General features: G+C 74.7%; 21 protein-coding genes. 6 read left to right on the plus strand and 15 right to left on the minus strand.

Translation table 11 applies throughout. The annotated features are described in order from the left end of the window. Positions 1-296: 296 nt before the first annotated feature. Positions 297-1,550: a phosphoribosylamine--glycine ligase gene (gene purD / locus ACFQLX_RS02390; RefSeq protein WP_386411370.1), complete on the minus strand. Its 1,254-nt coding sequence runs from the start codon at positions 1,548-1,550 to the stop codon at positions 297-299. Positions 1,551-1,827: 277 nt separating this feature from the next. Here purD and ACFQLX_RS02395 point away from each other — a divergent pair, with 277 nt between their 5' ends. Continuing rightward, the gene (locus ACFQLX_RS02395; protein ID WP_386411373.1) at positions 1,828-2,589 is read left to right on the plus strand and encodes an SLATT domain-containing protein; all 762 of its coding nucleotides are present in this window, start codon (positions 1,828-1,830) and stop codon (positions 2,587-2,589) included. 81 nt (positions 2,590-2,670) lie between these two features. Here ACFQLX_RS02395 and ACFQLX_RS02400 read toward each other — a convergent pair whose 3' ends face one another. Further along, positions 2,671-3,318, minus strand: coding sequence for a hypothetical protein (locus ACFQLX_RS02400; RefSeq protein WP_386411376.1), 648 nt, complete (start codon positions 3,316-3,318; stop codon positions 2,671-2,673). A gap of 119 nt (positions 3,319-3,437) precedes the next feature. Further along, positions 3,438-4,103, minus strand: a complete 666-nt coding sequence (locus ACFQLX_RS02405; protein WP_386411379.1) for a GntR family transcriptional regulator — start codon at positions 4,101-4,103, stop codon at positions 3,438-3,440. A 252-nt stretch (positions 4,104-4,355) separates the two neighbouring features. Here ACFQLX_RS02405 and ACFQLX_RS02410 point away from each other — a divergent pair, with 252 nt between their 5' ends. After that, positions 4,356-6,146: a protein kinase domain-containing protein gene (locus ACFQLX_RS02410; protein WP_386411380.1), complete on the plus strand. Its 1,791-nt coding sequence runs from the start codon at positions 4,356-4,358 to the stop codon at positions 6,144-6,146. Between the two features lie 128 nt (positions 6,147-6,274). Continuing rightward, positions 6,275-8,362, plus strand: coding sequence for a serine/threonine-protein kinase (locus tag ACFQLX_RS02415; protein ID WP_417845702.1), 2,088 nt, complete (start codon positions 6,275-6,277; stop codon positions 8,360-8,362). Between the two features lie 53 nt (positions 8,363-8,415). Here ACFQLX_RS02415 and ACFQLX_RS02420 read toward each other — a convergent pair whose 3' ends face one another. Further along, on the minus strand, positions 8,416-9,699 hold the full coding sequence (locus tag ACFQLX_RS02420; protein ID WP_386411384.1) for an adenylosuccinate synthase: 1,284 nt from the start codon (positions 9,697-9,699) through the stop codon (positions 8,416-8,418). A 152-nt stretch (positions 9,700-9,851) separates the two neighbouring features. Between ACFQLX_RS02420 and ACFQLX_RS02425 the strand changes: the two genes are divergently transcribed. After that, on the plus strand, positions 9,852-10,685 hold the full coding sequence (locus tag ACFQLX_RS02425) for a diacylglycerol kinase (RefSeq protein WP_386411715.1): 834 nt from the start codon (positions 9,852-9,854) through the stop codon (positions 10,683-10,685). An 86-nt stretch (positions 10,686-10,771) separates the two neighbouring features. Continuing rightward, positions 10,772-11,470, plus strand: a complete 699-nt coding sequence (locus tag ACFQLX_RS02430) for a PepSY domain-containing protein (protein ID WP_386411386.1) — start codon at positions 10,772-10,774, stop codon at positions 11,468-11,470. Between the two features lie 46 nt (positions 11,471-11,516). Here the strand turns inward: ACFQLX_RS02430 and ACFQLX_RS02435 are convergent, their stop codons facing one another. The 7 genes from ACFQLX_RS02435 to ACFQLX_RS02465 all read right to left on the minus strand — a co-directional run bounded on the left by ACFQLX_RS02435 (position 11,517) and on the right by ACFQLX_RS02465 (position 18,846). Next, positions 11,517-12,728, minus strand: coding sequence for a cytochrome P450 (locus tag ACFQLX_RS02435; RefSeq protein WP_386411388.1), 1,212 nt, complete (start codon positions 12,726-12,728; stop codon positions 11,517-11,519). Between the two features lie 68 nt (positions 12,729-12,796). Next, positions 12,797-13,462 (minus strand): response regulator, encoded by a 666-nt coding sequence (locus ACFQLX_RS02440; RefSeq protein WP_386411390.1) that lies wholly within the window; start codon positions 13,460-13,462, stop codon positions 12,797-12,799. Then, entirely contained in the window at positions 13,459-14,778 is a 1,320-nt protein-coding gene (locus ACFQLX_RS02445) for a sensor histidine kinase (RefSeq protein WP_386411392.1), read from the minus strand. The genes ACFQLX_RS02440 and ACFQLX_RS02445 overlap by 4 nt, the downstream gene beginning before the upstream one ends. 224 nt (positions 14,779-15,002) lie before the next feature. Then, positions 15,003-15,794 (minus strand): alpha/beta hydrolase, encoded by a 792-nt coding sequence (locus ACFQLX_RS02450; RefSeq protein WP_386411394.1) that lies wholly within the window; start codon positions 15,792-15,794, stop codon positions 15,003-15,005. A gap of 29 nt (positions 15,795-15,823) precedes the next feature. Beyond that, a complete protein-coding gene (gene kynU / locus ACFQLX_RS02455; RefSeq protein ID WP_386411396.1) occupies positions 15,824-17,026 on the minus strand; it encodes a kynureninase in 1,203 nt (400 codons plus the stop codon). After that, positions 17,019-17,855 carry a tryptophan 2,3-dioxygenase family protein gene (locus ACFQLX_RS02460; protein WP_386411717.1) on the minus strand — a complete coding sequence of 279 codons (837 nt, stop codon included), beginning with the start codon at positions 17,853-17,855 and terminating at the stop codon, positions 17,019-17,021. Before ACFQLX_RS02460 ends, kynU begins: the two co-directional genes overlap by 8 nt. A 187-nt stretch (positions 17,856-18,042) precedes the next feature. Next, positions 18,043-18,846: a DUF3152 domain-containing protein gene (locus tag ACFQLX_RS02465; protein WP_386411397.1), complete on the minus strand. Its 804-nt coding sequence runs from the start codon at positions 18,844-18,846 to the stop codon at positions 18,043-18,045. Positions 18,847-19,012: 166 nt separating this feature from the next. On the opposite strand from ACFQLX_RS02465, the gene ACFQLX_RS02470 reads away from it, so the two are divergent. Beyond that, positions 19,013-19,426 (plus strand): DUF3151 domain-containing protein, encoded by a 414-nt coding sequence (locus tag ACFQLX_RS02470; RefSeq protein ID WP_386411399.1) that lies wholly within the window; start codon positions 19,013-19,015, stop codon positions 19,424-19,426. Positions 19,427-19,528: 102 nt separating this feature from the next. Here the strand turns inward: ACFQLX_RS02470 and fbaA are convergent, their stop codons facing one another. From fbaA to ACFQLX_RS02490, 4 genes are all read right to left on the minus strand, one after another. Then, on the minus strand, positions 19,529-20,551 hold the full coding sequence (gene fbaA / locus ACFQLX_RS02475; RefSeq protein WP_386411401.1) for a class II fructose-bisphosphate aldolase: 1,023 nt from the start codon (positions 20,549-20,551) through the stop codon (positions 19,529-19,531). 184 nt (positions 20,552-20,735) lie between these two features. Further along, entirely contained in the window at positions 20,736-21,284 is a 549-nt protein-coding gene (gene pyrE, locus ACFQLX_RS02480; protein WP_386411403.1) for an orotate phosphoribosyltransferase, read from the minus strand. A 61-nt stretch (positions 21,285-21,345) separates the two neighbouring features. Continuing rightward, entirely contained in the window at positions 21,346-22,155 is an 810-nt protein-coding gene (locus ACFQLX_RS02485; RefSeq protein ID WP_386411405.1) for an aldose epimerase family protein, read from the minus strand. Between the two features lie 91 nt (positions 22,156-22,246). Then, entirely contained in the window at positions 22,247-23,245 is a 999-nt protein-coding gene (locus tag ACFQLX_RS02490; protein ID WP_386411407.1) for a CoxG family protein, read from the minus strand. Positions 23,246-23,270 lie beyond the last annotated feature (25 nt).

Here is a 23,270-nt window from a genome sequence, read left to right on the forward strand (position 1 = left end):
CCTACTCCCACTGTGGCACCCGGCACCGACAGCGCAATGCCGGTGAGCCGGTTGGCTCCCTGGCACGGACGCCGGCCCCTCCCCCGAGGGCCCGGAACACCCCTCCGGCAGGAGGGGTACCCGGGTACCAAGTGCAGGCGACTGCACGATAGTTGTGCCCGCTGCGCGCGTCAGCAACTTGCCGCAGCGCTCACCCGATGGAATGGCTTTGGGTAAAGCTCACCCGGGAGCGGCCCGGTAGAGGTACCGGTAGCCGCTCCCGGGTGGGAGGGGTCGAAAGGGCCGCCAGGGCCTGGTCAGACGCCCGCGGCGATGTCCCCGCGCGCAAAGGCCCCGTCGATGCCGATCTCCCCGACCAGCGCGTACGCCCGCTCCCGGGCCTGCGCCACGTCCTTGCCCAGGCCCACCACCGACAGCACCCGGCCGCCGGCCGTGCGCACCCGGCCGTCCGCGTCCGCCACCGTGCCCGCGTGCAGCACGTAGGCGTCCGGCCCGCCCTCGCCGGCCTCCCCGCCGGCAGCGGGCAGCCCCTCGATCACGTCGCCGGTCCGGGGCGCGGCCGGGTAGCCGTGGGCGGCCAGGACGACCGTGACCGCCGCGTCCTCGCTCCAGGCCAGCGGCCCGTGGTCGGCCAGGGTGCCGGTCGCGGCGGCGTGCAGCAGCCCGGCGAGGGGGGTGCGCAGCCGCGCCAGGACGACCTGCGTCTCGGGGTCGCCGAAGCGGGCGTTGAACTCGATGACCCGTACCCCGCGCGAGGTCAGCGCCAGCCCCGCGTAGAGCAGTCCGGAAAAGGGCGTACCCCGGCGGCGCAGTTCGTCCACCGTCGGCTGCAGCACGGTGCGCAGCACCTCGTCCACCAGGTCCGGGTCGGCCCAGGGCAGCGGGCTGTACGCGCCCATGCCGCCGGTGTTGGGGCCCTGGTCGCCGTCGTGGGCGCGCTTGAAGTCCTGCGCGGGGGCGAGCGGGAGGACCGTCTCGCCGTCCGTCACCGCGAAGAGGCTGACCTCCGGGCCGTCGAGGAACTCCTCGATGACGACGCGCTCGCAGCCCGCCGCGTGCGCGCGGGCCTCGGCGGGGTCGGAGGTGACCACGACGCCCTTGCCTGCCGCGAGGCCGTCGTCCTTGACCACGTAGGGCGCGCCGAAGGCGTCGAGGGCCTCCTCGACCTCCGCGGCGGTGGTGCAGACGTGGGCGCGGGCGGTCGGCACCCCGGCCGCCGCCATCACGTCCTTCGCGAACGCCTTGGAGCCCTCCAGCCGGGCGGCCTGCCCACCGGGGCCGAACACCGGGATCCCCGCGGCCCGTACGGCGTCGGCGACCCCCGCGACCAGCGGCGCCTCCGGGCCCACGACGACCAGGTCGGCGGCCAGCTCGGCCGCCAGCGCGGCGACCGCCCCGCCGTCGAGGGCGTCGACCGGGTGCAGGACCGCCTCGGCCGCGATGCCGGCGTTGCCGGGGGCGCAGTGCAGTTCGGTGACCTGGGGGTCGCGGGCGAGTGCGTGGCACAGGGCGTGTTCGCGGGCGCCGCCGCCGATGACTAGAACCTTCACGCGGCCGAGCCTATCGGCTCCCGCGCGCAGCCCCTCCTTCGCACGGGAGTGCCCCGGCCCCCGCTCTTCGGCCTGTCCTATAAGCAGGGTATCCACCCCGTACGGGCTAATTGCGCGGCCGCGGGGCGCGGCGATCATCCGTTTGGCGGTAGGAACGGAACGCCAATCGCACCATCACCACGCGGCAGCAGCGGCCACACCGCCGGCCGCCCGTCCGGTCGGCACGCGTCGTACCCCAGTCACACCCAGTCACACCCCAGTCGCAAGGAGCACAGCTGTGTCGGAGGAGAGCCCCAAGGAGCCCCGGGGGACCGGACCGGAGCGCCGCGGCACGCTGGGTTGGACGGGCCGTACGGGGGTACCCGGCCGGGCGGAGCTGCTCGGCCGGCCCTTCCCGCGCGGCGACTGGGGCGAGCCCGCGGAGCGGCTCAGCGAGGTCTACCTCTGGGTCGAGGAGCGGGCGGTGCGCACGGTCGACTGGTACCTGCGCGACCGGCGCTGGAAGCGCGCCACCGCCCGCGTGCTGCGGGCGGTGGCCGGCGCGGCGGCCGTGGTGGCGGCCGCGCTGCCGCTGGTGGACGTGGCGGGCGGCTGGACGGGCGCCGCGCCCTGGGGGTTTCCGGCGCTGCTGGTCGCCGCCGCCGCGCTGGGCGCCGACCGGTACTTCGGACTGACGGCGGGGTGGATGAGGGATGTGGCGACAGCACAGGCCGTGCAACGGCGGCTGGAGGCTCTGCAGTTCGACTGGGCCTCGGAGAGCGTCCGCGAGGTGCTCGGCCCCGCGGAGGGGACCGCTTCGGAGGCCGCCGACCGGTGCCTGGCGGTGCTGCGGCGCTTCACGGAGGACGTGACCGATCTCGTACGGGCGGAGACGGCGGACTGGATGGTCTCCTTCCACGCCGGGCCGACGACGCTGATGACGCAGTCGCTGGCCTGGATCAGGTGGCCGGAGGCGGGCGGTGCGCCGCCGCGCTTCCCCTTCCCGCCGCCGGGTATGCGGCCGAACATGCCGCGCCAGCGGCCGCCGGAGCCGCGCTGAGGTGTACGGGCGCCGCGTGGGCCCGTACACCTGCGGGCCCACGCGGCGCCCGTACACCTGCGGGCCGCGCCCCGGGCGCCGTCAGCTGAAGACGATCATCGAGCCCTGGGCCAGGCTCCGCGTCGCCGCCGCGTGCAGGCCCAGCCAGACGTGGCGTTCGCGGCCGAAGGGGCCCGCCTCGTAGCGCACCCCGGCGGGCTCGCCCAGCTCGGTCGGGCCGGCCGGGGGGGCGGGCGCGGGCGGCGGGTTGGCGGGGTCGATGCCCAGGGCGGGGGCGATGGCGAGCAGTTCGCGCAGGAGGCCCTGGGTGGAGCCCAGCGGGCCGCCCTCGGCGAGGAGTTCGTCGTTGCTGAGCGGCTCGGCGAAGTCCACGGGGACGTAGGCGCCGGCGTGGTCGAAGTGCCAGACCAGGTGCGACTGGCGGGCGGTGGTCTCGAACATCTCCAGCAACTGCTCGTAGTCCGAGCCCAGTTCGCCCACCGGCGTGACCTCCAGGCCGCAGAGGTACAGGAGGTGGGCGCGGCGCAGGAAGTGCAGCGCGTCGTAGTCGAAGCCCGCGACCGGCGCCACGTCGCCGGACAGGCCCGGCATGTAGGTGTGCACGGGGACGGGCGGCAGCCCGGCCCCGGTCAACGCCTCGTCGTAGCGCGCGAGTTCCTCGGCGAAGGGGTTGTCGGGGCTCTGGCACAGCACGTCCACCAGGGGCACGAGCCACAGGTCACACGCCAAGGAAGGGCTCCCATCCGGGATCGAGGGGTCGCGCGGGCAGCGCTCGCGGTCGAAGGAGGGGCCGGCGCCGGACCGGCCACTCCTCGCGGCGTCGGACCAGCGTAGTGGGCCGGGGGGTTTCAGGAAGCGTCCAGGAGGTCGATCAGGGCGAGCGTGTGGCGGCTGTGCGCGCGGACCAGCTCCAGCACGGTCGCCGTGTCGCGCCGCGCGATGGCGTCGACCAGGTCGCCCTGGTGCTGCCAGAACAGCTCGGCGAGGTCCGGCCGGCCGCGCAGCACGGGCACCGCGAAGACCCAGCACCGCACCCGTATCCCGTCGAGGAAGTCCGCGAGGTACGGATTCCCGGCCGCGGCCCCGATCTCGCGCCAGAAGCGCAGGTCGTAGTGGACGAGTACGTCGAGGTCGCCGGCCCGCGCCGCCCGCTCGGCCTCCTCGCCGCGCCGCCGCATCGCGGCCAGCGAGCGCTCCCCGACGTGCGGCAGCCACTCCTCGCCGCCGCACTGGAACATGCCCTCGATGACCGTCCGGCGGGCCTCGATCATCGAGCGGAAGTCGGCGGCGGTGAAGGCGTGCACGCAGTAGCCGCGGTGCTCCTCCACGTCCAGCAGCCCCTGTCCGGCGAGGTCGACCAGGGCCTCGCGCACGGGGGTGGCGGAGACCCCGTACTGCTCGGCGAGCTGCTTGACGGTGATGTTCCGGCCGGGGGCCAGCCGGCCGGCGAGGATCTCGTCGCGGAGGGCATCGGCGAGCTGCGAGCGCAGGGTGTCGCGGCGGACGACGGGCATGGTGGGACTCCTCGCAGGGGGCGGCGCATCCCCACCCTAGGGGGTGGTGGTCCAGTCCACCCGAGCCGTGGAAGGGGGTGTTCTGCCGGGGTGGTCTCCGAGGTGGTATCCGGGGTGGTATCCGGGCCGCAGGGCAAACCGCCGGGCGGGCTGCCGACCGGAGTTGTCCACAGAGACGTACGGATCTCGGCGGATGTCGGCGGGGGCCGATAGTGTGGCGGCACGCCGATCGCGAGGGGAGCGCGCATCCGCATGGAACATCTCGGACCCGACGACCCCCGCAAGGTGGGTGCCTACCGGCTGCTCGGCCGGCTGGGCGAGGGCGGTATGGGCAGGGTCTACCTCGCCCACTCGGAGCGCGGCCGCACGGTCGCGGTCAAGCTGGTGCGGGCGGAGCTGGCCCGCGAGCCGGAGTTCCGCCGGCGCTTCGCCCAGGAGGTCGCCGCCGCCCAGCGGGTCGGCGGCGAGTGGACGGCGCCCGTGCTGGACGCGGACACCACGGCCGCGACGCCCTGGGTGGCCACGGGATACGTGGCGGGGCCCTCGCTCTTCGACGTGGTGGCCCGCGAGCACGGCGCGCTGCCGGTGGCCAGCGTGCTGTCGCTGGCGGCCGGGCTGGTGCGCGCGCTGGAGGCGATCCACGGCGTGGGGCTGGTCCACCGCGACCTCAAGCCCTCCAACATCCTGGTCACGATCGACGGCCCGCGCGTGATCGACTTCGGTATCGCCCGCGCCCTGGACGCCGGTTCCACGGGCGCCGGCGCGATGACGCACACGGGCGCGGTGATCGGCTCGCCCGGTTTCATGTCGCCGGAGCAGGTGCGCGGCGAGCGGGTGGGGCCCGCCAGCGACGTGTTCTGCCTGGGCTCGGTGCTGGCCTTCGCGGCCACGGGCCGGATGCCGTTCGGCACCCAGGAGAGCGGGGCGCACGCGCTGCTCTTCCGGATAGCCCAGGAGGAGCCGGACCTGACGGGACTGGAGGGGCGGCTGCTGGAGCTGGTCCGCGACTGCCTGGCCAAGGACCCCGGGGAGCGGCCGACCATCGCCGAGCTGGCGCGGCTGACGGCCGCCGAGGCGGAGGCCACCGTCAGCGGGACGCCCTGGCTGCCCGGGGAGCTGCTGGCCCATCTGGGCCGCCGCGCCGTGCAGTTGCTGGACGTCGAGGCGCCGACGACGACGAAGACCCCCGCCCCGCGCCGGGTGGAGAGCGCGGCCCCGGCCGCGGCGCCCTCCGGCGGCCCGGTGCCGTACGTGCCGGTGGCGCCGCAGCACACGCCGCCGCGCCAGAATCCGCCGCCGGTCCAGACGCCTCCGCCGCAGGTGCCGTACGCGGGGCAGGGGCCGGCCCCGGGCGCCTATCCGCCGCCGTACCGGCAGCAGGCGGGCTGGCAGGCGACCCCGCCGCCGTACAGCAGGGTCGTGCAGGCCGGGCGGCCGCAGATCGCGCGGCCGGTGCGGGGGCTGGCGAACGCCACCACGGTGCTGCTGGGGCTGTGCGCGGTGCTGCAGTTCGCCGAGCTGGTGTTCTTCCTGATCACCATCGGGAAGCTGAACAGACTGCAGGAGTCCGCCGACTGGGGCCGGCAGGTCGGCATCTACGACACCTTCCTGACCCTCGGCATCTTCTCCTTCCTCCCGGCGATCGTGCTCTGGCTGATCTGGTTCCACCGGGTGCGGTGCAACGCGGAGGCGTTCGCGCCCGGACAGCTGCGGTACGGGACGGGGATGGCCATCGGCGCCTGGTTCATACCCGTGGGCTGGTGGTGGATCCCCAAGCAGGTGGCCAACGACATCGTGAAGGCCACCGCCCCGCCCCCGGCCGCCCGCGGCCCGCTCAACGGCTGGTGGTGGACATGGGTGCTCACCCTCGCCGGCTGGGTGCTCAACTGGGAGGTGTGGGAGACGACCAGCAGCCTCGAAGCAGCCGAACAGGCCGTGCTGGTCAACATCTTCGCCGACTTCGCCACGGTGCCGGCGGCGATCCTCGGCGCGGTCTTCGTCCAGCGGCTCTCGGCGCTGCAGGAGCAGCGGATGCGCTTCTGACGCGGGGCTCCGGCCGCCGCACGCAAGCGCCCCGCGAGAGGTGGGTACGCGTGCTGGCCCCCGGGCCGCATGCGCCCTAATCTTTGAAGGCGCCGTGTTCCGGGGGGAGTTGTGCGGTTATGGATCTGCTGGAGCCGTTGAGGCCCTCCGATCCCCGGACTGTCGGGGGTTACCGGCTGCTGCGCCGGATCGGTGCCGGGGGGATGGGGCAGGTCTATCTGGGCCGCTCGGCAGGCGGCCGGGCGGTCGCGGTCAAGCTGGTCAAGCCGGAGGTCGCCGAGGAGGCCGAGTTCCGCCACCGCTTCCGGCTGGAGGTCGAGGCCGCGCGGCGGGTGGGCGGGGCGTGGACGGCGCCGGTGCTCTCGGCCGACACCGAGGCCGAGGTGCCCTGGGTGGCCACGGGCTATCTGGCCGGCCTGTCCCTGCACACGGTCGTCGCCGAGGAGTACGGCGCGCTGCCCGAGTCCTCGGTGCGCGCCCTGGCGGCCGGGCTGGCCGGCGGGCTGCGGGCGATCCACGCGGCGGGCATCGTCCACCGCGACCTCAAGCCGTCCAACGTGCTGGTGACGGTCGGCGGCCCGCGCATCATCGACTTCGGGATCGCGCGGACGCTGGAGAGCCTGGCCTCCGGCGGGCTGCGCACCATGACGGGCGCGGTGCTGGGCTCCCCCGGCTTCATGTCGCCCGAGCAGGTGCGCGGCGAGCCGGTGACCCCGGCCAGCGACGTGTTCTGCCTGGGCGCGGTGCTGGCCTTCGCCGCGACGGCCCGGCTGCCCTTCGGCCGCGCGGACAGCGGGGCGCACGCGGTGATGTTCCGGATCGCGGAGGGGGAACCTGATCTGACGGGACTGCCGCCGGCGCTCCTCCCGCTGGTCCGGGGCTGCCTGGCCCGCGTGCCCCGCGACCGGCTGACGACGGGCGCGGTGCTCGCGCTGAGCGGCCCCGGCCCCGGCCCCGGAAGCACGGGGGCGCCGGGCGCGCGCGGTGGCGGGGCGTGGCTGCCGGGCGAGGTGCTGACCAGGCTGGGACGGCAGAGCGAACTACTGCTGGAGTTCGAGGAGTTGCCCGACCCCGGTCCCGGCCCGGCCGCCGGGACGCACGCGGCGACGGAGGTGGCGATCCCCGTACGGTCCGGCGGCCCCGGGGCTTCCGCACCCGGCTCACCGCCGCCGGGCCCCTCCGTTCCCGCCGCCCCGGGATCCCCGCCGCCGCGAGGCGTGTTCGGCGCCCCGTACACCCCCGTCACCGAGTCCCCGCTGCCCCACCCCGCGCCCACCGCGGACCTGCCCGCCGACTCCCCCGAGCCCGCGCTCCTCCTGCGGCGACGGCGGCGGCGCGCGGTCCGTTCCGCCGCCGTCGTCCTGCCCGTCCTGCTGCTGCTGGCGGCCGGGGGCTGGCTGCTGGCCCGTTCCGGCGACCGGGCGGAGCGCGATCCGTGGGCGCACGCCACCGCCCCCTCACCCAGCGCCGGTGAGCGCTCCGACCTGCCGCAGACCATGATCGGCGCCTGGGAGGGCAGCGACTCCCCGGCCGGGCGCGACGGCAACCTGATGCGGGTGGAGCTGTATCCCGGGCAGGTGGGGACGGGTGTGGGCCTCGCGTACAGCGCGGGCCCGGAGAACATGTGCGTGCGCCGCCTGGTCCTGGTCGAGGCGGGTGAGCGGCTGACCCTGGACCACGCCGAGACCCTGCGGCGCGTCCCCGCCGACTCCTGCGGCAGCCGCGAGGACCACACCCGCACGGTCTGGCTCCAAGGCGACGTCCTGCACTGGGAGGACGGCGAGGGCCGGGTCACCGAGCTGCGCAGCGCCTTCAGCAGCCCCGCGGCCGTCCCCGCGGGCCTGCTCGGCGAGTGGGAGGCGGACCGCGTCTCCGGTGGCACCAGATCCAAGCTCCACCTGACAGTTCGGCAGGGCGGTTTCGGGGCGGCGGTGGAGCAGCGCACCCAGGAGTGGTCGCGCAACTTCTGCCAGTGGAACGCCTACCTGCTCCTGGTGCGGGAGGACACCGCGGCCTTCTCGCCGTACGAGCTGGACCCGAAGGTCGCCTCCAGCTCCCAGTGCGACAACGGCCGCTGGCACGAACTGGAGGTGGTCGACGCCACGACCCTGCGCTCCACCGTCCCCGGCAGCGGCGACGACCCGATCGTCTTCACCCGGGTCGGCGCGAAGGACGGGGCGGACGGCAGGGGCGCGAAGGACGGCACGAAGCGGTGAGGGGACGCCCGGCGTCAGCCGGACGTCCCCTCGAAGCCTCGGTCAGGCAGATCTCAGACGAACGAGTTGATCTGGATCGTCTCGTCGCGCCCCGGCCCCACGCCGATCGCGGAGATCGGCGCCCCGGACAGCTCCTCCAGGCGCCTGACGTACGCCTGGGCGTTCGCCGGCAGCTCCTCGAAGGTCTTCGCCTTGGAGATGTCCTCGCTCCAGCCCGGCAGGTACTCGTAGACCGGCTTGGCGTGGTGGAACTCCGTCTGGCTGTAGGGCAGTTCCTCCACCCGGCGGCCGTCGATCTCGTACGCCACGCAGACCGGGATGCGCTCCCAGCCGGTGAGCACGTCGAGCTTGGTGAGGAAGAAGTCCGTCAGGCCGTTCACCCGGGTCGCGTAACGGGCGATGACCGCGTCGAACCAGCCGCAGCGCCGGTCGCGGCCCGTGGTCACGCCGCGCTCGCCGCCGATGACGCGCAGCTTCTCGCCGTCCTCGTCGAACAGCTCCGTCGGGAACGGCCCGGCGCCCACGCGGGTGGTGTACGCCTTGAGGATGCCGATGACCCGGGTGATCTTCGTCGGGCCGACGCCCGTACCCGTGCAGGCGCCGCCGGCGGTCGGGTTGGACGAGGTGACGAAGGGGTACGTGCCGTGGTCCACGTCCAGCAGGGTGCCCTGGCCGCCCTCGAAGAGCACGACCCTGCCCTCGTCGATGGCGTCGTTGAGGACGAGCGTGGTGTCCGCGACGTACGGCGCGAGCCTGTCCGCGTAGCCCAGCAGCTCCTCGACGACCTGGTCGGCCTCGATGCCCCGCCGGTTGTAGAGCTTGGCCAGCAGCTGGTTCTTGGAGTCGAGGGCCGCCTCGACCTTCTGCCGCAGGATCGACTCGTCGAAGAGGTCCTGGACCCGGATGCCGACCCGGTTGATCTTGTCCGCGTAGGCGGGCCCGATGCCCCGCCCCGTGGTGCCGATCTTCCGCTTGCCCAGGAAGCGCTCGCCCACCTTGTCGAGCGTGGTGTGGTACGGCGTGATGAGATGCGCGTTGCCGCTGACGAGCAGCTTGGAGGTGTCCACACCGCGCTCGCCCAGCCCCTCCAGCTCGGAGAAGAGGACCGAGGGGTCCACGACCACGCCGTTGCCGATGACCGGGGTGCAGCCCGGCGAGAGGATGCCCGAGGGGAGCAGGTGCAGCGCGTATTTCTGGTCGCCGACGACGACCGTGTGGCCGGCGTTGTTGCCGCCCTGGTAGCGGACGACGTAGTCGACGGAGCCGCCGAGGAGGTCGGTGGCCTTCCCCTTGCCCTCGTCACCCCACTGAGCGCCGAGCAGCACGAGTGCGGGCACAGGCGTACACCCCTTCCGGGCGGGGCATGTCCACCATGGGCGGAGGCTCCCGGCGCTCCGTTGCGCCTGGGGGGCCGTCCGCGGCCGGGATGGACCGCGCCCCGGAACAGACGAAGCCCCGTGCGTTCATCGCAAGGGGCTCTTGCACCGAGATATTACCTGAGGAAGGGCCCGTGGTGTCAGCTGTGTCGCTGCTCGTGGTCGTAGACCCGGCCGCACGGCGGGTGGATCCGGAGTCCGTCCGTATCGCGAAAGACGTGCTCAGCGCGGGTGCGACGGTCAAGTTCTGCTTTCCGGAGGACACCGAGGAGATCGAGCGTGCGTTCGCCCATCGGGGGGCCAAGCGCCCCGTGCTGGTCGGCGACGACCTCGCGCTGCTGCGCACCGTGCGGCTGCTGCACCGCGAGCGGCTGCTGGACGAGGCGGCGCTCTCGGTGGTGCCCGTCGGGCCGCCGGACGGGCTGGTGCTGACCCACCGGCTGGGCGTCCCGCAGGACACGGTGACGGCGGCGCGGGCCGTGCTGGACGGGGTGGAGCGGCGCCAGGGGCTGCTGACCGACGACTCGGGCGGGGTGGTGCTGGGCGGGCTGCGGGTGCCGGCCGGGGCGCACGACCCGGGCCACGGGCCCCACCGCAGGCCGGGCCTGTGGCAGCGGGCGCTGCTGCACGCCCCGTGGCCGCACGGGCCCGCCCCGCACCCGCCCGAGGAGGACGGGCCCCGGCTGCGGGTGGAGGCCGACGGGGTGGTGCTGGCCGATCTGGACCGCCCGGTCTCGCAGGTCCACGTCTCCCCGGCGGACGGGGCGCGGGGCCTGGCCGACGTGCTGATCGCGGTGGGGAGCGCGCCGGTGCGGGCCTCGGCGCGCTGTGTGCGCATCTCCGGTGCGGACTTCCACTACCGCGCGGACGCGGAGATCGGCGGCCCGGTGCGGACCCGTACGTGGACGGCGCACCCGCAGGCGTGGCGGCTGACGCTGCCCCGGTGACGGCCGGTGCGCGGCCCCGGTGCGCGACCCCGGTGCGCGGGCCGTGCGGGCGGGCGCGCGGCCCAGGACCGCGTCATCGTGGGCGGATGAGCGACATACGGCGCAACCGGCGCAGGCTCAGACTGGCCACCGGAATCGCGGGCTCGGTGGCCCTCTTCGGCGCCGGTACGGCCCTCGGCGGCCACCTCGCCGAGGACGGGGCCCGGCAGGGCGAGGGCGTGCCCCTGTCATCCGTTCGGACGCACGACCTGGGGCGGATCGCCGCCGGGGCGCCGCAGGAGCAGGCCGAGCGGCTCTCCCTGGCCTCCCGGGTCGACGTCGCCGCCGCCGTACGGGCCGCGCTGGCGCGGACCCCGGGCCGGGCGACCGCGGCCGCGCTGGAGAGCGAGCAGGGCTCGCTGGTCTGGGAGGTCGAGGTCCTCGACCACGGCGGACGCTGGCACGGGCTGACGGTCGACGCGGGCAACGCGGCGGTGGTGCGGCGGCGGACGGACGGCGGCGGGGGCGGGTCGGGCGCGACCGGGGAGGCGGGCGCGGGGGGCGCGGGGGGCGCGCAGAACGCCCGGCTGGCCGAGGCCGCCGAGGTGACGCTCACCGAGGCCGCGCGCGGCGCGCTGGCGGCGGTCGCGGGCCGGGTGGGCGCGGTGTCGCTGGAGTCGCGCTTCGAGGGGCGTAGGCGGCTGAACTGGGCGGTCACCGTGCAGGACCACGACGGGCGCGTACACGGGGTGTGCGTCGACGCGGTGGGCGGGGAGGTGCTGCGCGACCGGGTGGCGGCCTCCTAGACCTCCGCCTAGACCTCCGCCCAGCCCTCCCCGCCCAGCCCTCCGCCTAGACCTCCACCAGCACCTCCCTCGGCCCCCGGATGACGAAGCCGTCCCCGAGCCGGGGCTCCGCGCTCAGCCTGAGCTCGGGGGCGCGGCGCAGGAGTGCGCCGAAGGACGCCCGCAGTTCGATGCGGGCCAGCGGTGCGCCCAGGCAGTAGTGGATGCCGGCGCCGAAGCTGACGTGCGGGTTGGCCGTACGGGCCAGGTCCAGGGTGTCGGGGGCGGTGAAGGCGGCCGGGTCGCGGTTGGCCGAGCCCATCAGGCAGGCGACCTCCGCGCCGCGCGGGATCACGGTGCCGTCGATCTCGACGTCGTCCAGCACCCAGCGCTCGAAGAGCTGCAACGGGGTGTCGTAGCGCAGGAGTTCGTCCACAGCTGTGGACAGCAGCGCCGGGTCGGCACGCAGGGCGGCGAGCTGACCGGGGTGGCGGAAGAGGGTCCACCAGCCGGCGGAGACGGTGTTGACGGTCGCCTCGTGGCCGGCGTTGAGCAGCAGCACGCAGGTGGAGACCAGCTCCTGCTCGCTCAGCCGCTCGCCCTCGTCGTGGACGGCGATGAGGGCGCTGATCAGGTCCTCGCCGGGGCTGCGGCGGCGGTGGGCGACGAGATCGCGCAGGTAGGCGGAGAACTCCACGGAGGCGGTGACGGCGCGGGCGGCCGTCTCGGGGGAGGGCTTCAGTTCGTACATGCCGCAGATGTCGGCCGACCAGGGGCGCAGCAGCGGGCGGTCGGCGGCGGGGATGCCCAGCATCTCGGCGATCACCGCGACGGGGAGGGGCTCGGCGACCAGGGCGACCAGGTCGCCGCCGCCCTGCGCGACGAGCGACGCGGCCAGCTCGTCGGCCATCCGCCGTACGGTCGGGGCGAGTTGCTCGACGGTGCGCGGGGTGAACGCCTTGGAGACCAGGCGGCGGATGCGGGTGTGGTCGGGGGCCTCCAGGTCGAGCATCCCGTGGTCGTTGAGGGTGTGGAAGGGCTCGTGCCCGGGCGGCGGGGGTGTGCGGCCGAACTCCTCGTGGGTGAATCGGTGCAGGTAGCTGCGCCCGAGGCGGCGGTCGCGCAGGAGGGCGCTGACGTCCGCGTGGTGGGGGATCAGCCACTGGCCGGTGGGCTCGAACCACAACGCCCGGCCCTGCGCGCGCAGGTCGGCGAAGGCCGGGTAGGGGTCGGCGGCGAAGGCGGGGTCCCAGGGGCGGAAGGGGAGGTCGGCGCTCATGGCGCCGACCGTACTGGCGTACGGGCCGCGCCGACCAGACCCCCGTCACCCGCCCGCCGCCGACCACCTCACCCCGGCGCCACCAGCCGCGCCTCGTACGCGAAGATCGCCGCCTGGGTGCGGTCGCGCAGGCCCAGCTTCACCAGGACCCGGCCCACGTGCGTCTTCACCGTCGACTCCGCGACCACCAGCCGGCCGGCGATCTCCGCGTTCGACAGGCCCTGCGCGATCAGCGCCAGCACCTCCGTCTCGCGCTCGGTCAGCTCCCCCAGCCGGCGGGCGGCCGGGAGGCGCGGGACGGCGCCCTGCTCGGCGAAGGTCGTGATCAGCCGCCGGGTGACGGTCGGCGCGAGCAGGGCCTCACCGGAGGCCACCACCCGTACGCCGTCGGCGAGTTGGCGTGCGGAGGCGTCCTTCAGCAGGAAGCCGCTCGCGCCCGCGCGCAGCGCCTGGTAGACGTACTCGTCCAGGTCGAAGGTGGTCAGGATGAGCACCTTGGCGCCGCTGTCGCCGGCGACGATCTCGCGGGTCGCCTCCAGTCCGTTCAGCTCCGGCATGCGGACGTCCATGAGCACCACGTCCGGCCTCAGCTCGGCCACCCGCGCCACCGCCGCGCGCCCGTCGGCGGCCTCGCCGGCGACCTCGATGCCGTCCTGGGCGCCGAGGAGGACGGAGAAGCCCTCGCGGACCATGGCCTGGTCGTCGACGATGAGGACCCGGATGGGGGCGCTCACCGGACGGCCTCCTGCGCGACGGGGAGGAAGACCTCGACCTGGTAACCGCCCTCCGGCGTCGGCCCGTTGGCCAGCTCGCCGCCCAGCATCGCCACCCGCTCGCGCATCCCGGTCAGCCCGTGCCCGGCGCCCGGCGAGGGGGTGACGGGGGCGGTGGGCGGCGCGTTGACGATGCGCAGGCCCAGCCCGCCGAAGACGTGCGAGACCTCGACGCGGGTAGGGGCGCCGGGGGCGTGGCGCAGGGTGTTGCTGAGCGCCTCCTGCACGATGCGGTACGCCGACAGCTCGACGCCCGGCGGCAGTTCACGGATCGTGCCCGTGACGACCTGCTCCACCGGCAGCCCCGCCTCGCGGACGTTCTCCACCAGCCGCCCGAGGTCGGCGAGGGTGGGCTGCGGGGCGTCGGGCGCCTCGTAGTCCTCGGCCCGTACGACCCCCAGCACCCGGCGCAGCTCGGCGAGCGCGGCGACCGCGTTCTCCCGGATGGTCGCGAAGGCGGCGGTCAGCTCGGGCGGCGGGTCCTGCACGCGGTACGGGGCGGCCTCGGCCTGGATGGCGACGACGGACATGTGGTGCGCGACCACGTCGTGCAGCTCGCGGGCGATGGTGGTGCGCTCCTCCAGCACGGTGCGCTGCGAGCGCTCGTGCACGACGGTGACGTCCTTGGCGGCGGACTCCTGCTGGGCGGTGCGCCAGCCGCGGACCGCGACGGCGAGGAGGAGGACGATGAGGGAGATGAGGGCCATGGCACCGCTGTTGTTGGACCAGCCGAGGTTCAGGTTCGCGGCGAGGATGCCGAACCCGGTGCTGATCACCCACATCCACACGGCCGTGGCCGGCCGGCACCGCAGGGCGACCAGCGCCATCACTGCCAGATGGGAGAGGAAGGAGCCGGGAGCCCACGGCCACAGGCCGTTGTTGTCTCCCAGGACCACCGCCGCGACCGCCGTCAGCGTGAGTGACAGCCAGAACGCCGCCACGGGACGGAAGAGCGCCAGCAGCAGCGGCAGCACGGCGACCAGGACTAGCGGCAGCGAGCCGTAGTTCGGGACGGCGTTGAGGAAGAACGCGAACCCCGCCAGCCCCACCACCGCTGTCTGCGGCAGCCACCGCACCACCGTCCGTACGAAGCCCGGCAGCCGCTGGCGCTCCAGCCGCCCCAGTTCCAGCGGCGCCATCGGCTCCAGCGCGAAGGCCCGCCGCCCCAGATCCGCCCGCAGCGACCGCCGCAGCACCTCGGCGGCGTCCCGGAACACGGCCCACTCACTGCGCCGTTCGCTGCCGTACCCCGTTTCAACCCGCGTCGTCTCCGTCATACCGGCCACGCTAGGCGAGCGCCCCGCGCCCGGTCATCGCCCGGGGTGGGGAACCCCGCGGGTCCCCCTCAGGTACGACGCCTCAGCGCACGTAGTCCTTGAGGGCCTCGGTGTCGAGCACGATGTCCACCGGGGCCGGGATAGTGAGGGGCTCCCCGAACCGCACGCTGAGCGCGACGCGGTAGCCGTCCACCTCCGGATCGCTGTGCAGCCTGACCGCGACATCAGCCCTGGTAGGACCTGTCCCCTGTGTGTTCACCCGTTCGTGGAGCCTCCCCGCCCGCAGCCGCTCCCGCGAGCACCCCGTACGCCCCCGTCCCCGGTGTCACCGGCGCGTAGTGGCCCGTGCCGGGCAGTTCGCGCAGCTCCCCGGTGGCGTGTTGCGCGTACCGGCGGGACAGCTCCGCCGGCACCGTCGTGTCCAGCGCTCCGTGCAGCAGCGTGACCGGGGCCGGCGGGGGCGGCATCCGCATCGGGTCCGTCTCGTCCAGGCGCTGGGCTACGAGGTCCGCGCCGCCGAGGAGTTCGCCCACCGCGTCGTCGCTGAGCGCCAGTTCGTGGGCCAGGGCCAGGTCCGCGACCGGGGAGACCGCCACCACCGAGGCCACCGCCGCCGGGCAGCGCGCGGCCGCCCACAGGGCGAGGTGGCCGCCCGCCGAGTGGCCGACCAGGGTGACCGGGCGGGCGCCGGGGAGGGCGGCCAGCGCGGGCGGGAGGTCGTCGAAGGTGGCGGGGAAGCCGCCGCCCCCGCCGACGCGGCGGTACTCGACCAGGGCGACGCAGCGCCCCAGGTCGGCGGCGAGGGCGGCGGCGAGCGGGGAGAGGTGCGTACGGTCGTAGCGCTCGCGCCAGAAGCCGCCGTGGAGCAGGGCGATCACCGGCGCCCCCGTCCCCTCGTAGGCCGTCCCGTACAGGTCGACCACCTGCGAGGGGTGGTCCCCGTAGCGGAAGCTCCGCTCGGGGGCCACCGGCCCGTGCGCCAGCAGGGCGTCCAACTCCGCGTCGTCAGGCGTCATGCCCGCCCGCACCTCTTTCTCGTCCGCGCTCAGGGCGCCAGCACCGCGCCCAGCGTCCGCGCCGCCGTGTACGCGTCCGTGAACGACGTATACAGCGGGGTGAAGCCGAAACGCAGCACATCCGGCTCGCGGAAGTCCCCGATCACGCCGCGCGCGATCAGCTCCGCCATCACCTTGCCCGCGTCCGCGCACCGCAGCGCGACCTGGCTGCCGCGCTCGGCGTGCGCCGCCGGGGTCAGCGACTCCACCAGCCCCGCCGGGACCTCGGCCGCCACGCGGCGCAGGAAGAAGTCCGTCAGGGCGAGGGACTTGGCCCGTACGGCCTCGATCCCCACCCCGTCCCAGACCTCCAGCGCCGCCTCCAGGGCGAGCATGGACAGGATGTCGGGGGTGCCGACCCGGCCGCGCAGCGCACCCTCGGCGGGGGCGAACTCCGGTCGCATGCCGAAGGGTTCGCGGTGTCCGTTCCAGCCGGGCAGCGGGGAGTCGAAACCCCCCTGCACAGCACGGTTGATGTAGAGGTACGCGGGTGAACCCGGGCCGCCGTTCAGGTACTTGTACGTGCACCCCACCGCCAGGTCCACGCCGTGCTCGTCCAGCCCCACCGGCAGCGCGCCGGCGCTGTGGCAGAGGTCCCAGACGGCGAGCGCCCCGGCCGCGTGCAGGGCGGCGGTGATGCCGGGCAGGTCGTTGAGCCGCCCGGTGCGGTAGTCGACGTGGTTGACCAGCGCGGCGGCCGTACGGGGCCCCGCCTCGGCCGCGATGGCCTCCGGCGGCAGCGGGCGCAGGGTGCGGCCCGTCATCCGGGCGGCGGAGGCGGCGAGGTAGCCGTCAGTGGGGAAGGTCGTGGCGTCGACCAGCACCTCGTCGCGCTCCTCGCCGGCCAGCCGGATCGCGGCGACGAGGGCCTTGAAGACGTTGACGCTGGTGGAGTCGCCGACCACGATCTGCCCCGGCGCGGCGCCGACCAGCGGCGCGATCCGGTCGCCGATACGCTCCGGCGCGGTCCACCAGCCGGCCTCGGTCCACGAGCGGATGCGCAGCTCGCCCCACTCCCGGCGGACGACCTCCGCCAGCCGGTCGGGGACGGCGGCGGGGAGGGCACCCAGGGAGTTGCCGTCAAGGTAAACGGCGTCATCCAGGACGAAGCGCGCACGCAGGGGCGCGAGGGGGTCGGCTGCGTCCAGGCGGGCGGCCTCGACCACCGGCTCCACTGCTATCGGCTCAGACACGGGACCGCGCTCCCCACAGCTCGGGAAAGACGTTCTTGCGCGCACGCTTCTCCAGCCAGGCGACCCCGGCCGAGCCGCCCGTACCGACCTTGGAGCCCATCGCGCGCCGGGTGGCGACCAGGTGGTCGTTGCGCCAGCGCCAGACCAGCTCGCCGACCTCCGTCAACGCCTCGCCCAGGCGGACCAGTTCGCCGTCCTGGTCGCCGGCGTAGACCCGGGCCCACGCCTCCTCGACGTCGGGGTGGGCCTCGTAGCGGGCGGTGGGCTCGCGCTCCAGGACCTCGGCGGGGATCGCGTAGCCGCGCCGGGCGAGCAGGCGCAGCACCTCGTCGTAGAGCGAGGGCTCCGCGAGGGCCTTCTCCAGCTCGGCGTGCACGCGCGGGGCGCCCCGGTGGGGCACCAGCATCGAGGCGGACTTGTCGCCGAGCAGGAACTCCATCCGCCGGTACATCGCCGACTGGAAGCCGGAGCCCTCACCCAGCGCCGAGCGGTAGGCGTTGAACTGGGCCGGGGTGAGGTGCGCGATGGGCTTCCAGGAGGCGTTGAGCGACTCCAGCTCCCAGGCCGAGCGCTTCAGCGCGGCCATCGCGACCGGGAGTTCGCCCCGGCGCAGGGCGGCGGCGGCGGTCTCCCACTCGTGGACGATCACGGTGAACCACAGCTCCATGACCTGGGTCGTCACCAGGAAGACCATCTCGCCCGGCTCGTCGGAGCGGGGGTGCTGGAGGTGGGTGAGGACGTCGGCCTGGACGTAGTCCTCGTACGGCGTGGTGCCGGCGAAGTCGAGGTGCGGGGCCTCGGAGTCGGGGGCCGCGCCCCCCGCGGACATGGGGCAGCCGGAGAGCGGCTGCGTGGAGCGGTCAGAGGACATCGCTGTCTCCCAGGTGGTGCTTCCGGGTAGCGGTCCGCCCCTTCCTGCGTCGGTAGTAGGCCCCGGTCCCCTCGGGCCCGTATCGACGGGCCCACCAGGAATGATGCGCTCCAGCGCGGCTCAGGGCAAGGCGGCCCGGCTCCGCTCAGGGCACGGACGGCCCGCTCAGGTAGCGCCCGCCGCGGTCGTACGGCCAGGCGTTGGCGACGCAGCCCTTCAGGCCCCTGATCTGCTGCATCATCGCCGGCGCGGGCTTTCCCGGACCGGGGCAGGTGAGGTGGCCGTGGCCGAGGCTGTGACCGACCTCATGGTTGACGATCAGCGCGCGGTACTCGGTGATCGGGCCGGTGAACTGCGCGGAGCCCTCCGTCCACCGGGTCAGGTTCACGACCACGGTGGCGCCCACCCGGCAGTTCACGTCGCCCTGCGGGTGCAGCCCGCCGGCCCGGCACAGGTCGTTGGCGCGCTCGGGGGTCGCGAGTTTGATCACCACGTCGTACGGGCCCGAGGCCACCCGCCGGAAGCCGTGCCGCCCGTCGGCGGTCCAGCCGCGCGGGTCGGCCAGCACCCGCTCCACCGCCGCGCCCACGGCGTCGGCGCGCAGCCCGCTGCCGTCCTCCACCTGCACCAGGTAGCGCAGGATCGACCCCTTCCCGGTGGTCTGGCCCGAGCCGGGCGCGGTGGTGTAGCGCCCGGAGCCCCGGCGCGGCACGGCGGTGGGCCCGGCGGGGGCGGGTGTGCTCGCGGAGGGTGCCGCCCGGGGGGTACGGGACGGGGTGGGCGCGGGCTTCGGCCGCACGGGCGGCGGCGTGGTGCGTACCGGAGCGGGCTCCTCCTGCGCCACCGGGGCGGCCCGGTCGGCGGTGTCCGCGTCCCACCAGGACACCCCGCCGGCGATGCAGCCCAGCCCGAGCAGCAGCCCGGTGAGGGGGCGGACGGCACGCGGCATCGGGGTACTCCAGCTACTCCGCAGCCGGCGGGAGTGGGAGAGGCCGACCAGATCCGATCATGAATTCGGATTGATCGTACATGTGCTCGGACAGTGCACCGGGGTGCGCCGGGGCCGCCCGGTCCGGGAGCGTTGCGGATACGGGGCCGGTGGCACACTGGCCCCCATGGCAACTCACGAGAACCTGCTCGGCGGCCCCGAGCCGACCCGCCTGCCCGACGACCCCGGCCCCCGCGACCTGCTCGCCGCCGGCACCGACCCGGCCGAGGTGGCCGCCGCGTTCCCCGCCTCCTCGCTGGCCTGGGCCCAGCTGGCCGACGACGCCTTCGCCGCCGGCCGCCCCGTCGAGTCGTACGCCTACGCCCGCACCGGCTACCACCGCGGCCTGGACTCCCTGCGCCGCAGCGGCTGGCGCGGACACGGCCCCGTTCCCTGGGAGCACGAGCCCAACCGGGGCTTCCTGCGCTCGCTGCACGCGCTGGGCCGCGCGGCCGGGGCGATCGGCGAGAGCGAGGAGTTCGAGCGCTGCACGGTCTTCCTGCGCGACAGCTCCCCGCAGGCAGCGCAGACGCTGTCCTGAGGCCGTACGTACGACGGCAAAGCCCCGGCCGCCCCTCTCTCACCAGGGGCGGCCGGGGCTCCGGTCGTCGAACAGGCCCCCGCAAGGGCCCTCCATCAGGCGCTACTTGAGCTTCGTACCCGCCGAACGCAGGTCCGCGCAGGCCAGGATGACGCGCTCGGCCATCGACTGCTCGGCGGACTTGCCCCAGGTGCGCGGGTCGTACAGCTTCTTGCTGCCGACCTCCCCGTCGACCTTCAGCACGCCGTCGTAGTGGCGGAACATGTGGTCCGCGACGGGGCGGGTGAAGGCGTACTGGGTGTCGGTGTCGATGTTCATCTTCACCACGCCGTTCTCCAGCGCGGTGGCGATCTCCTCACGGGTCGAGCCGGAGCCGCCGTGGAAGACGAAGTCGAACGGCTCGCTCGTGCCGTACTGCGCGGAGACCCCCTGCTGCAGGTCCTTCAGCAGCTCGGGGCGCAGCACGACGTTGCCCGGCTTGTAGACGCCGTGCACGTTGCCGAAGGAGGCGGCCAGCAGGTAGCGGCCCTTCTCGCCCAGGCCCAGCGCCTCGGCGGTGCGCAGCGCGTCCTCGACGGTGGTGTACAGCTCGTCGTTGATCTCGTGGCTGACGCCGTCCTCCTCGCCGCCGGTCGGGGTGATCTCGACCTCAAGGATGATCTTCGCGGCGGAGGTACGGGCCAGCAGCTCCCGGGCGATGTCCAGGTTGTCGGCGAGGGTCTCGGCGGAGCCGTCCCACATGTGCGACTGGAAGAGCGGGTCGCCGCCCTTGGCGACGCGCTCCTCGGAGACGGCCAGCAGCGGGCGTACGTACCCGTCGAGCTTGTCCTTGGGGCAGTGGTCGGTGTGCAGCGCGATGTTCACCGGGTACTTCTCGGCGATGATGTGCGCGTACTCGGCCAGCGCGACCGCGCCGGTGACCATGTCCTTGCTGTACTGGCCGCCGAGGAACTCCGCGCCGCCGGTGGAGATCTGGACGATGCCGTCACTCTCCGCCTCGGCGAAGCCGCGCAGGGCGGCGTTGAGCGTCTGCGACGACGTCACGTTGATGGCCGGGTAGGCGAACCTGCCTGCCTTCGCCCGGTCGAGCATCTCGGCGTAGACCTCGGGGGTTGCGATGGGCATCTGTCCGCTCCTTGGGGATGCGCGGGTTTCTCCGTATGCGGGGGGCGACGTCGTCGTCGGTGCCGCTCCCATCCTTCCAGATGTGTCCAGGGGCACTGAACGGGTGCGTCCCGAGCCGCCGGACGGGCCGGCGGCCCCGGACCGCCGGCCCCGGACCGCCGGCCACTCAGGCCGCTCAGGCCGCTCAGGCCAGGCCCAGCTCCTGCGAGCCGAAGGCGTAGCGGTAGGGCACGCCCGCGCCCTGCTCGATCTTCTCCGCGGCGCCCGTCGCCCGGTCCACGATCGTCACCACGGCGACGACCTCCGCGCCCGCCTCGCGCACCGCCGCCACCGCCTCCAGCGGGGAGCCGCCGGTGGTGGAAGTGTCCTCGACCACGACCACCCGCCGGCCCCTGATCTCCGGCCCCTCGACCCGGCGCTGCATGCCGTGCGCCTTGGCGGCCTTGCGTACGACGAAGGCGTCCAGCTCGCGCCCGCGCGCGGCGGCGGCGTGCAGCATGGCGGTGGCCACCGGGTCGGCGCCCATGGTCAGGCCGCCGACCGCGTCGAAGTCGAGGTCGGCGGCGAGGTCGAGCAGCACCTGCCCGACCAGGGGGGCGGCCTGCCCGTCGAGGGTGACGCGGCGCAGGTCGACGTAGTAGTCGGCCTCCAGCCCGGAGGAGAGCGTCACCTTGCCGTGCACCACGGCCTTGTCCTTGATCTGCTGCAGCAGTGCGGCGCGGTAGTCAGTCATGGCCCCGACCCTACGCCCACCCCGCGGGGAGGTTTCACGTGAAACCTCCCCGGGCTCCGCGTCACCCCAGTGGCCGCCAGGTCCAGGTCATCGCGCCTTCCAGCGGGTCGACGGGGGTGACCAGCCGGGGTGCGGTGTTGAGGCCGTTGGGCGGGCCGGACTGCGGTTCGGTGCAGACCGCCGCCTCCTGCTCGTCGTAGACCACCAGCCACTCCTGCCGGCTGGTCACGGTCAGCTCCAGCACCTCGGGCCAGGTCAGGGTGACCTCGGTGCCGTACGGCATGCCGAAGCAGTCGTCCCAGGGGCCGGCCTGCGGCTCGATGCGCCGGCCGGTGGGGAGGTGGTCGGCGCCGCGCTCCTCCTGCCAGACGGGGGAGAAGGCCAGCTCGACGTCGCCGCCGCGGCCGAGGTTGCGCAGGAACCAGGGGTGCCAGCCCACCTGCGCGGGGAAGGACACCCCGGCGGTCTCCACGCCCATCGACACGGTCAGCGCGCCGCCGTCCCCGGCCAGCTCGAAGCGCTGGGTGACGGTCCCCTTGTACGGCCAGGGGTCGGCGAGTTCGTAGCTGAAGACGGCCGTACGCACCCCCTCGTCGGGGTCCGCCGCCACCGCGACCCGCTGCCAGGGCACGTCGCGGCCGGTGCCGTGGTTGGCGTGCGGGGGCGCGTTGACCGGCATCTGGTGGATCTCGCCGCCGACGGGGAAGCGGCCGTGGTCGATGCGCCCGCACCAGGGGACCATCGGGAAGCTGCCGAACTCCGGCCCCTGTCTGAGCAGTTCGTCCCCGCGCACCTGGAGGGAGGAGATCCGGCAGCCGTTCGCGGCGTCGATGACGAGGACGGCGTCACCGGCTTCGAGTCGTGTGGTCACGCCTACGAGGGTAACCACCGCCGCTGCCCCAACTGGCAGGCGTGCGGCGAGTGTCCGCCCGTACGGACCCCGCCGCCAGCGCTCCCCCCGCTCAGCCCCGGCGGCGCAGCGCCCGTCCCGCGAGCACCGCCGCCGCGACGAGCACCGCCGCCGCCGGGGCCGCCCGGCGCAGCTTCCCGACCGCCGTGAGCGTCTCGCCGGAGGGGGGCTGGGGGGTGTAGCGGCCGCGCGGGGGCGCGTGGTCGACCTCCTCCGTCGAGCGGCCGATCATCGTCCGGCGGGCGTGGGCGGCCTCGGGCTGGTCGGGGTCGGCCACGTCCTCCAGCTCCTCGATGACCTCGATGCCGAGGACGTCGGTGTCGTCCAGGTCGTCCAGGTCGTCGAGGTCGTCCAGCTCCTCCGGAGGCGCCGAGTCCGCGGGGGCCGCCGCCGGCTCCTGCGCCTCCCCGGTGCGGGGGCGGTCCGGGCCGGGGATGCCGGGGATGACGCGGTCGTTGTCGTCGCCGGCGTCCAGGAGGGCGGGGCCGGGGGCGTCGTCGGGGTCGTCCCCGTCCAGCTCCCCGTCCAGCTCGGCGTCGCGTTCGGCGTCCTGCGCCTCCTCCGCCGCCGCCCGCGCCTCGGCCTCCTCCTCCGCCTCCTCGGCGGCCAGCTCCGCCGCCAGGGCCTCCGCGAAGCGCTCCAGCAGCCGCTGCGCCGCCGAGCGGGCCTGCGCCGGCTCGGCCGCGGCGAGTCGGCCCTCGGCGAGGACCGTACCGCCCCAGGTCAGCGCCGTGCCCTCGCCCGAGGGGCGCAGGGTGAGGGTCAGGGCGAGCTTCACCGAGCCGGAGCCGCGGGCCTCCACGCCCTCGCCCTCGACGGCGAAGGCGCCGGGCGCGGCGGTGTCGTTGTGCGGGCTCAGGCGCAGGCTGCCCCGGTAGGTGATGGTGGAGCCGCCGATGCGCAGTCTGAGCCGCCCGCGCAGCGGCTCGGTCTCCTCCGATCGGGCGGCGTCGAGCTGGAGGCCGGGCACGCTGCGCGCGACCAGGGCCTCGTCCGCGAGGGCGCGACGGACGGCCGCTTCTTCATACGGGACGTACACCTCAAGCTCCATGCGCCCGAGGGTACCCAGGCAGCCC

The sequence above is a fragment of the Streptomyces polyrhachis genome, assembly GCF_042663125.1.
In the GTDB taxonomy this organism is placed as follows: domain Bacteria; phylum Actinomycetota; class Actinomycetes; order Streptomycetales; family Streptomycetaceae; genus Streptomyces; species Streptomyces polyrhachii.

Coding starts and splice junctions, on each gene's coding strand:
- ACFQLX_RS02405 (WP_386411379.1), bottom strand. CDS start 4,103: ATGCCCGTCGTCCGCCGCGACACCCTGCGCTCGCAGCTCGCCGATGCC.
- ACFQLX_RS02410 (WP_386411380.1), top strand. CDS start 4,356: ATGGAACATCTCGGACCCGACGACCCCCGCAAGGTGGGTGCCTACCGG.
- ACFQLX_RS02430 (WP_386411386.1), top strand. CDS start 10,772: ATGAGCGACATACGGCGCAACCGGCGCAGGCTCAGACTGGCCACCGGA.
- ACFQLX_RS02435 (WP_386411388.1), bottom strand. CDS start 12,728: ATGAGCGCCGACCTCCCCTTCCGCCCCTGGGACCCCGCCTTCGCCGCC.
- ACFQLX_RS02445 (WP_386411392.1), bottom strand. CDS start 14,778: ATGACGGAGACGACGCGGGTTGAAACGGGGTACGGCAGCGAACGGCGC.
- ACFQLX_RS02450 (WP_386411394.1), bottom strand. CDS start 15,794: ATGACGCCTGACGACGCGGAGTTGGACGCCCTGCTGGCGCACGGGCCG.
- ACFQLX_RS02460 (WP_386411717.1), bottom strand. CDS start 17,855: ATGTCCGCGGGGGGCGCGGCCCCCGACTCCGAGGCCCCGCACCTCGAC.
- ACFQLX_RS02465 (WP_386411397.1), bottom strand. CDS start 18,846: ATGCCGCGTGCCGTCCGCCCCCTCACCGGGCTGCTGCTCGGGCTGGGC.
- ACFQLX_RS02470 (WP_386411399.1), top strand. CDS start 19,013: ATGGCAACTCACGAGAACCTGCTCGGCGGCCCCGAGCCGACCCGCCTG.
- fbaA (WP_386411401.1), bottom strand. CDS start 20,551: ATGCCCATCGCAACCCCCGAGGTCTACGCCGAGATGCTCGACCGGGCG.
- pyrE (WP_386411403.1), bottom strand. CDS start 21,284: ATGACTGACTACCGCGCCGCACTGCTGCAGCAGATCAAGGACAAGGCC.
- ACFQLX_RS02490 (WP_386411407.1), bottom strand. CDS start 23,245: ATGGAGCTTGAGGTGTACGTCCCGTATGAAGAAGCGGCCGTCCGTCGC.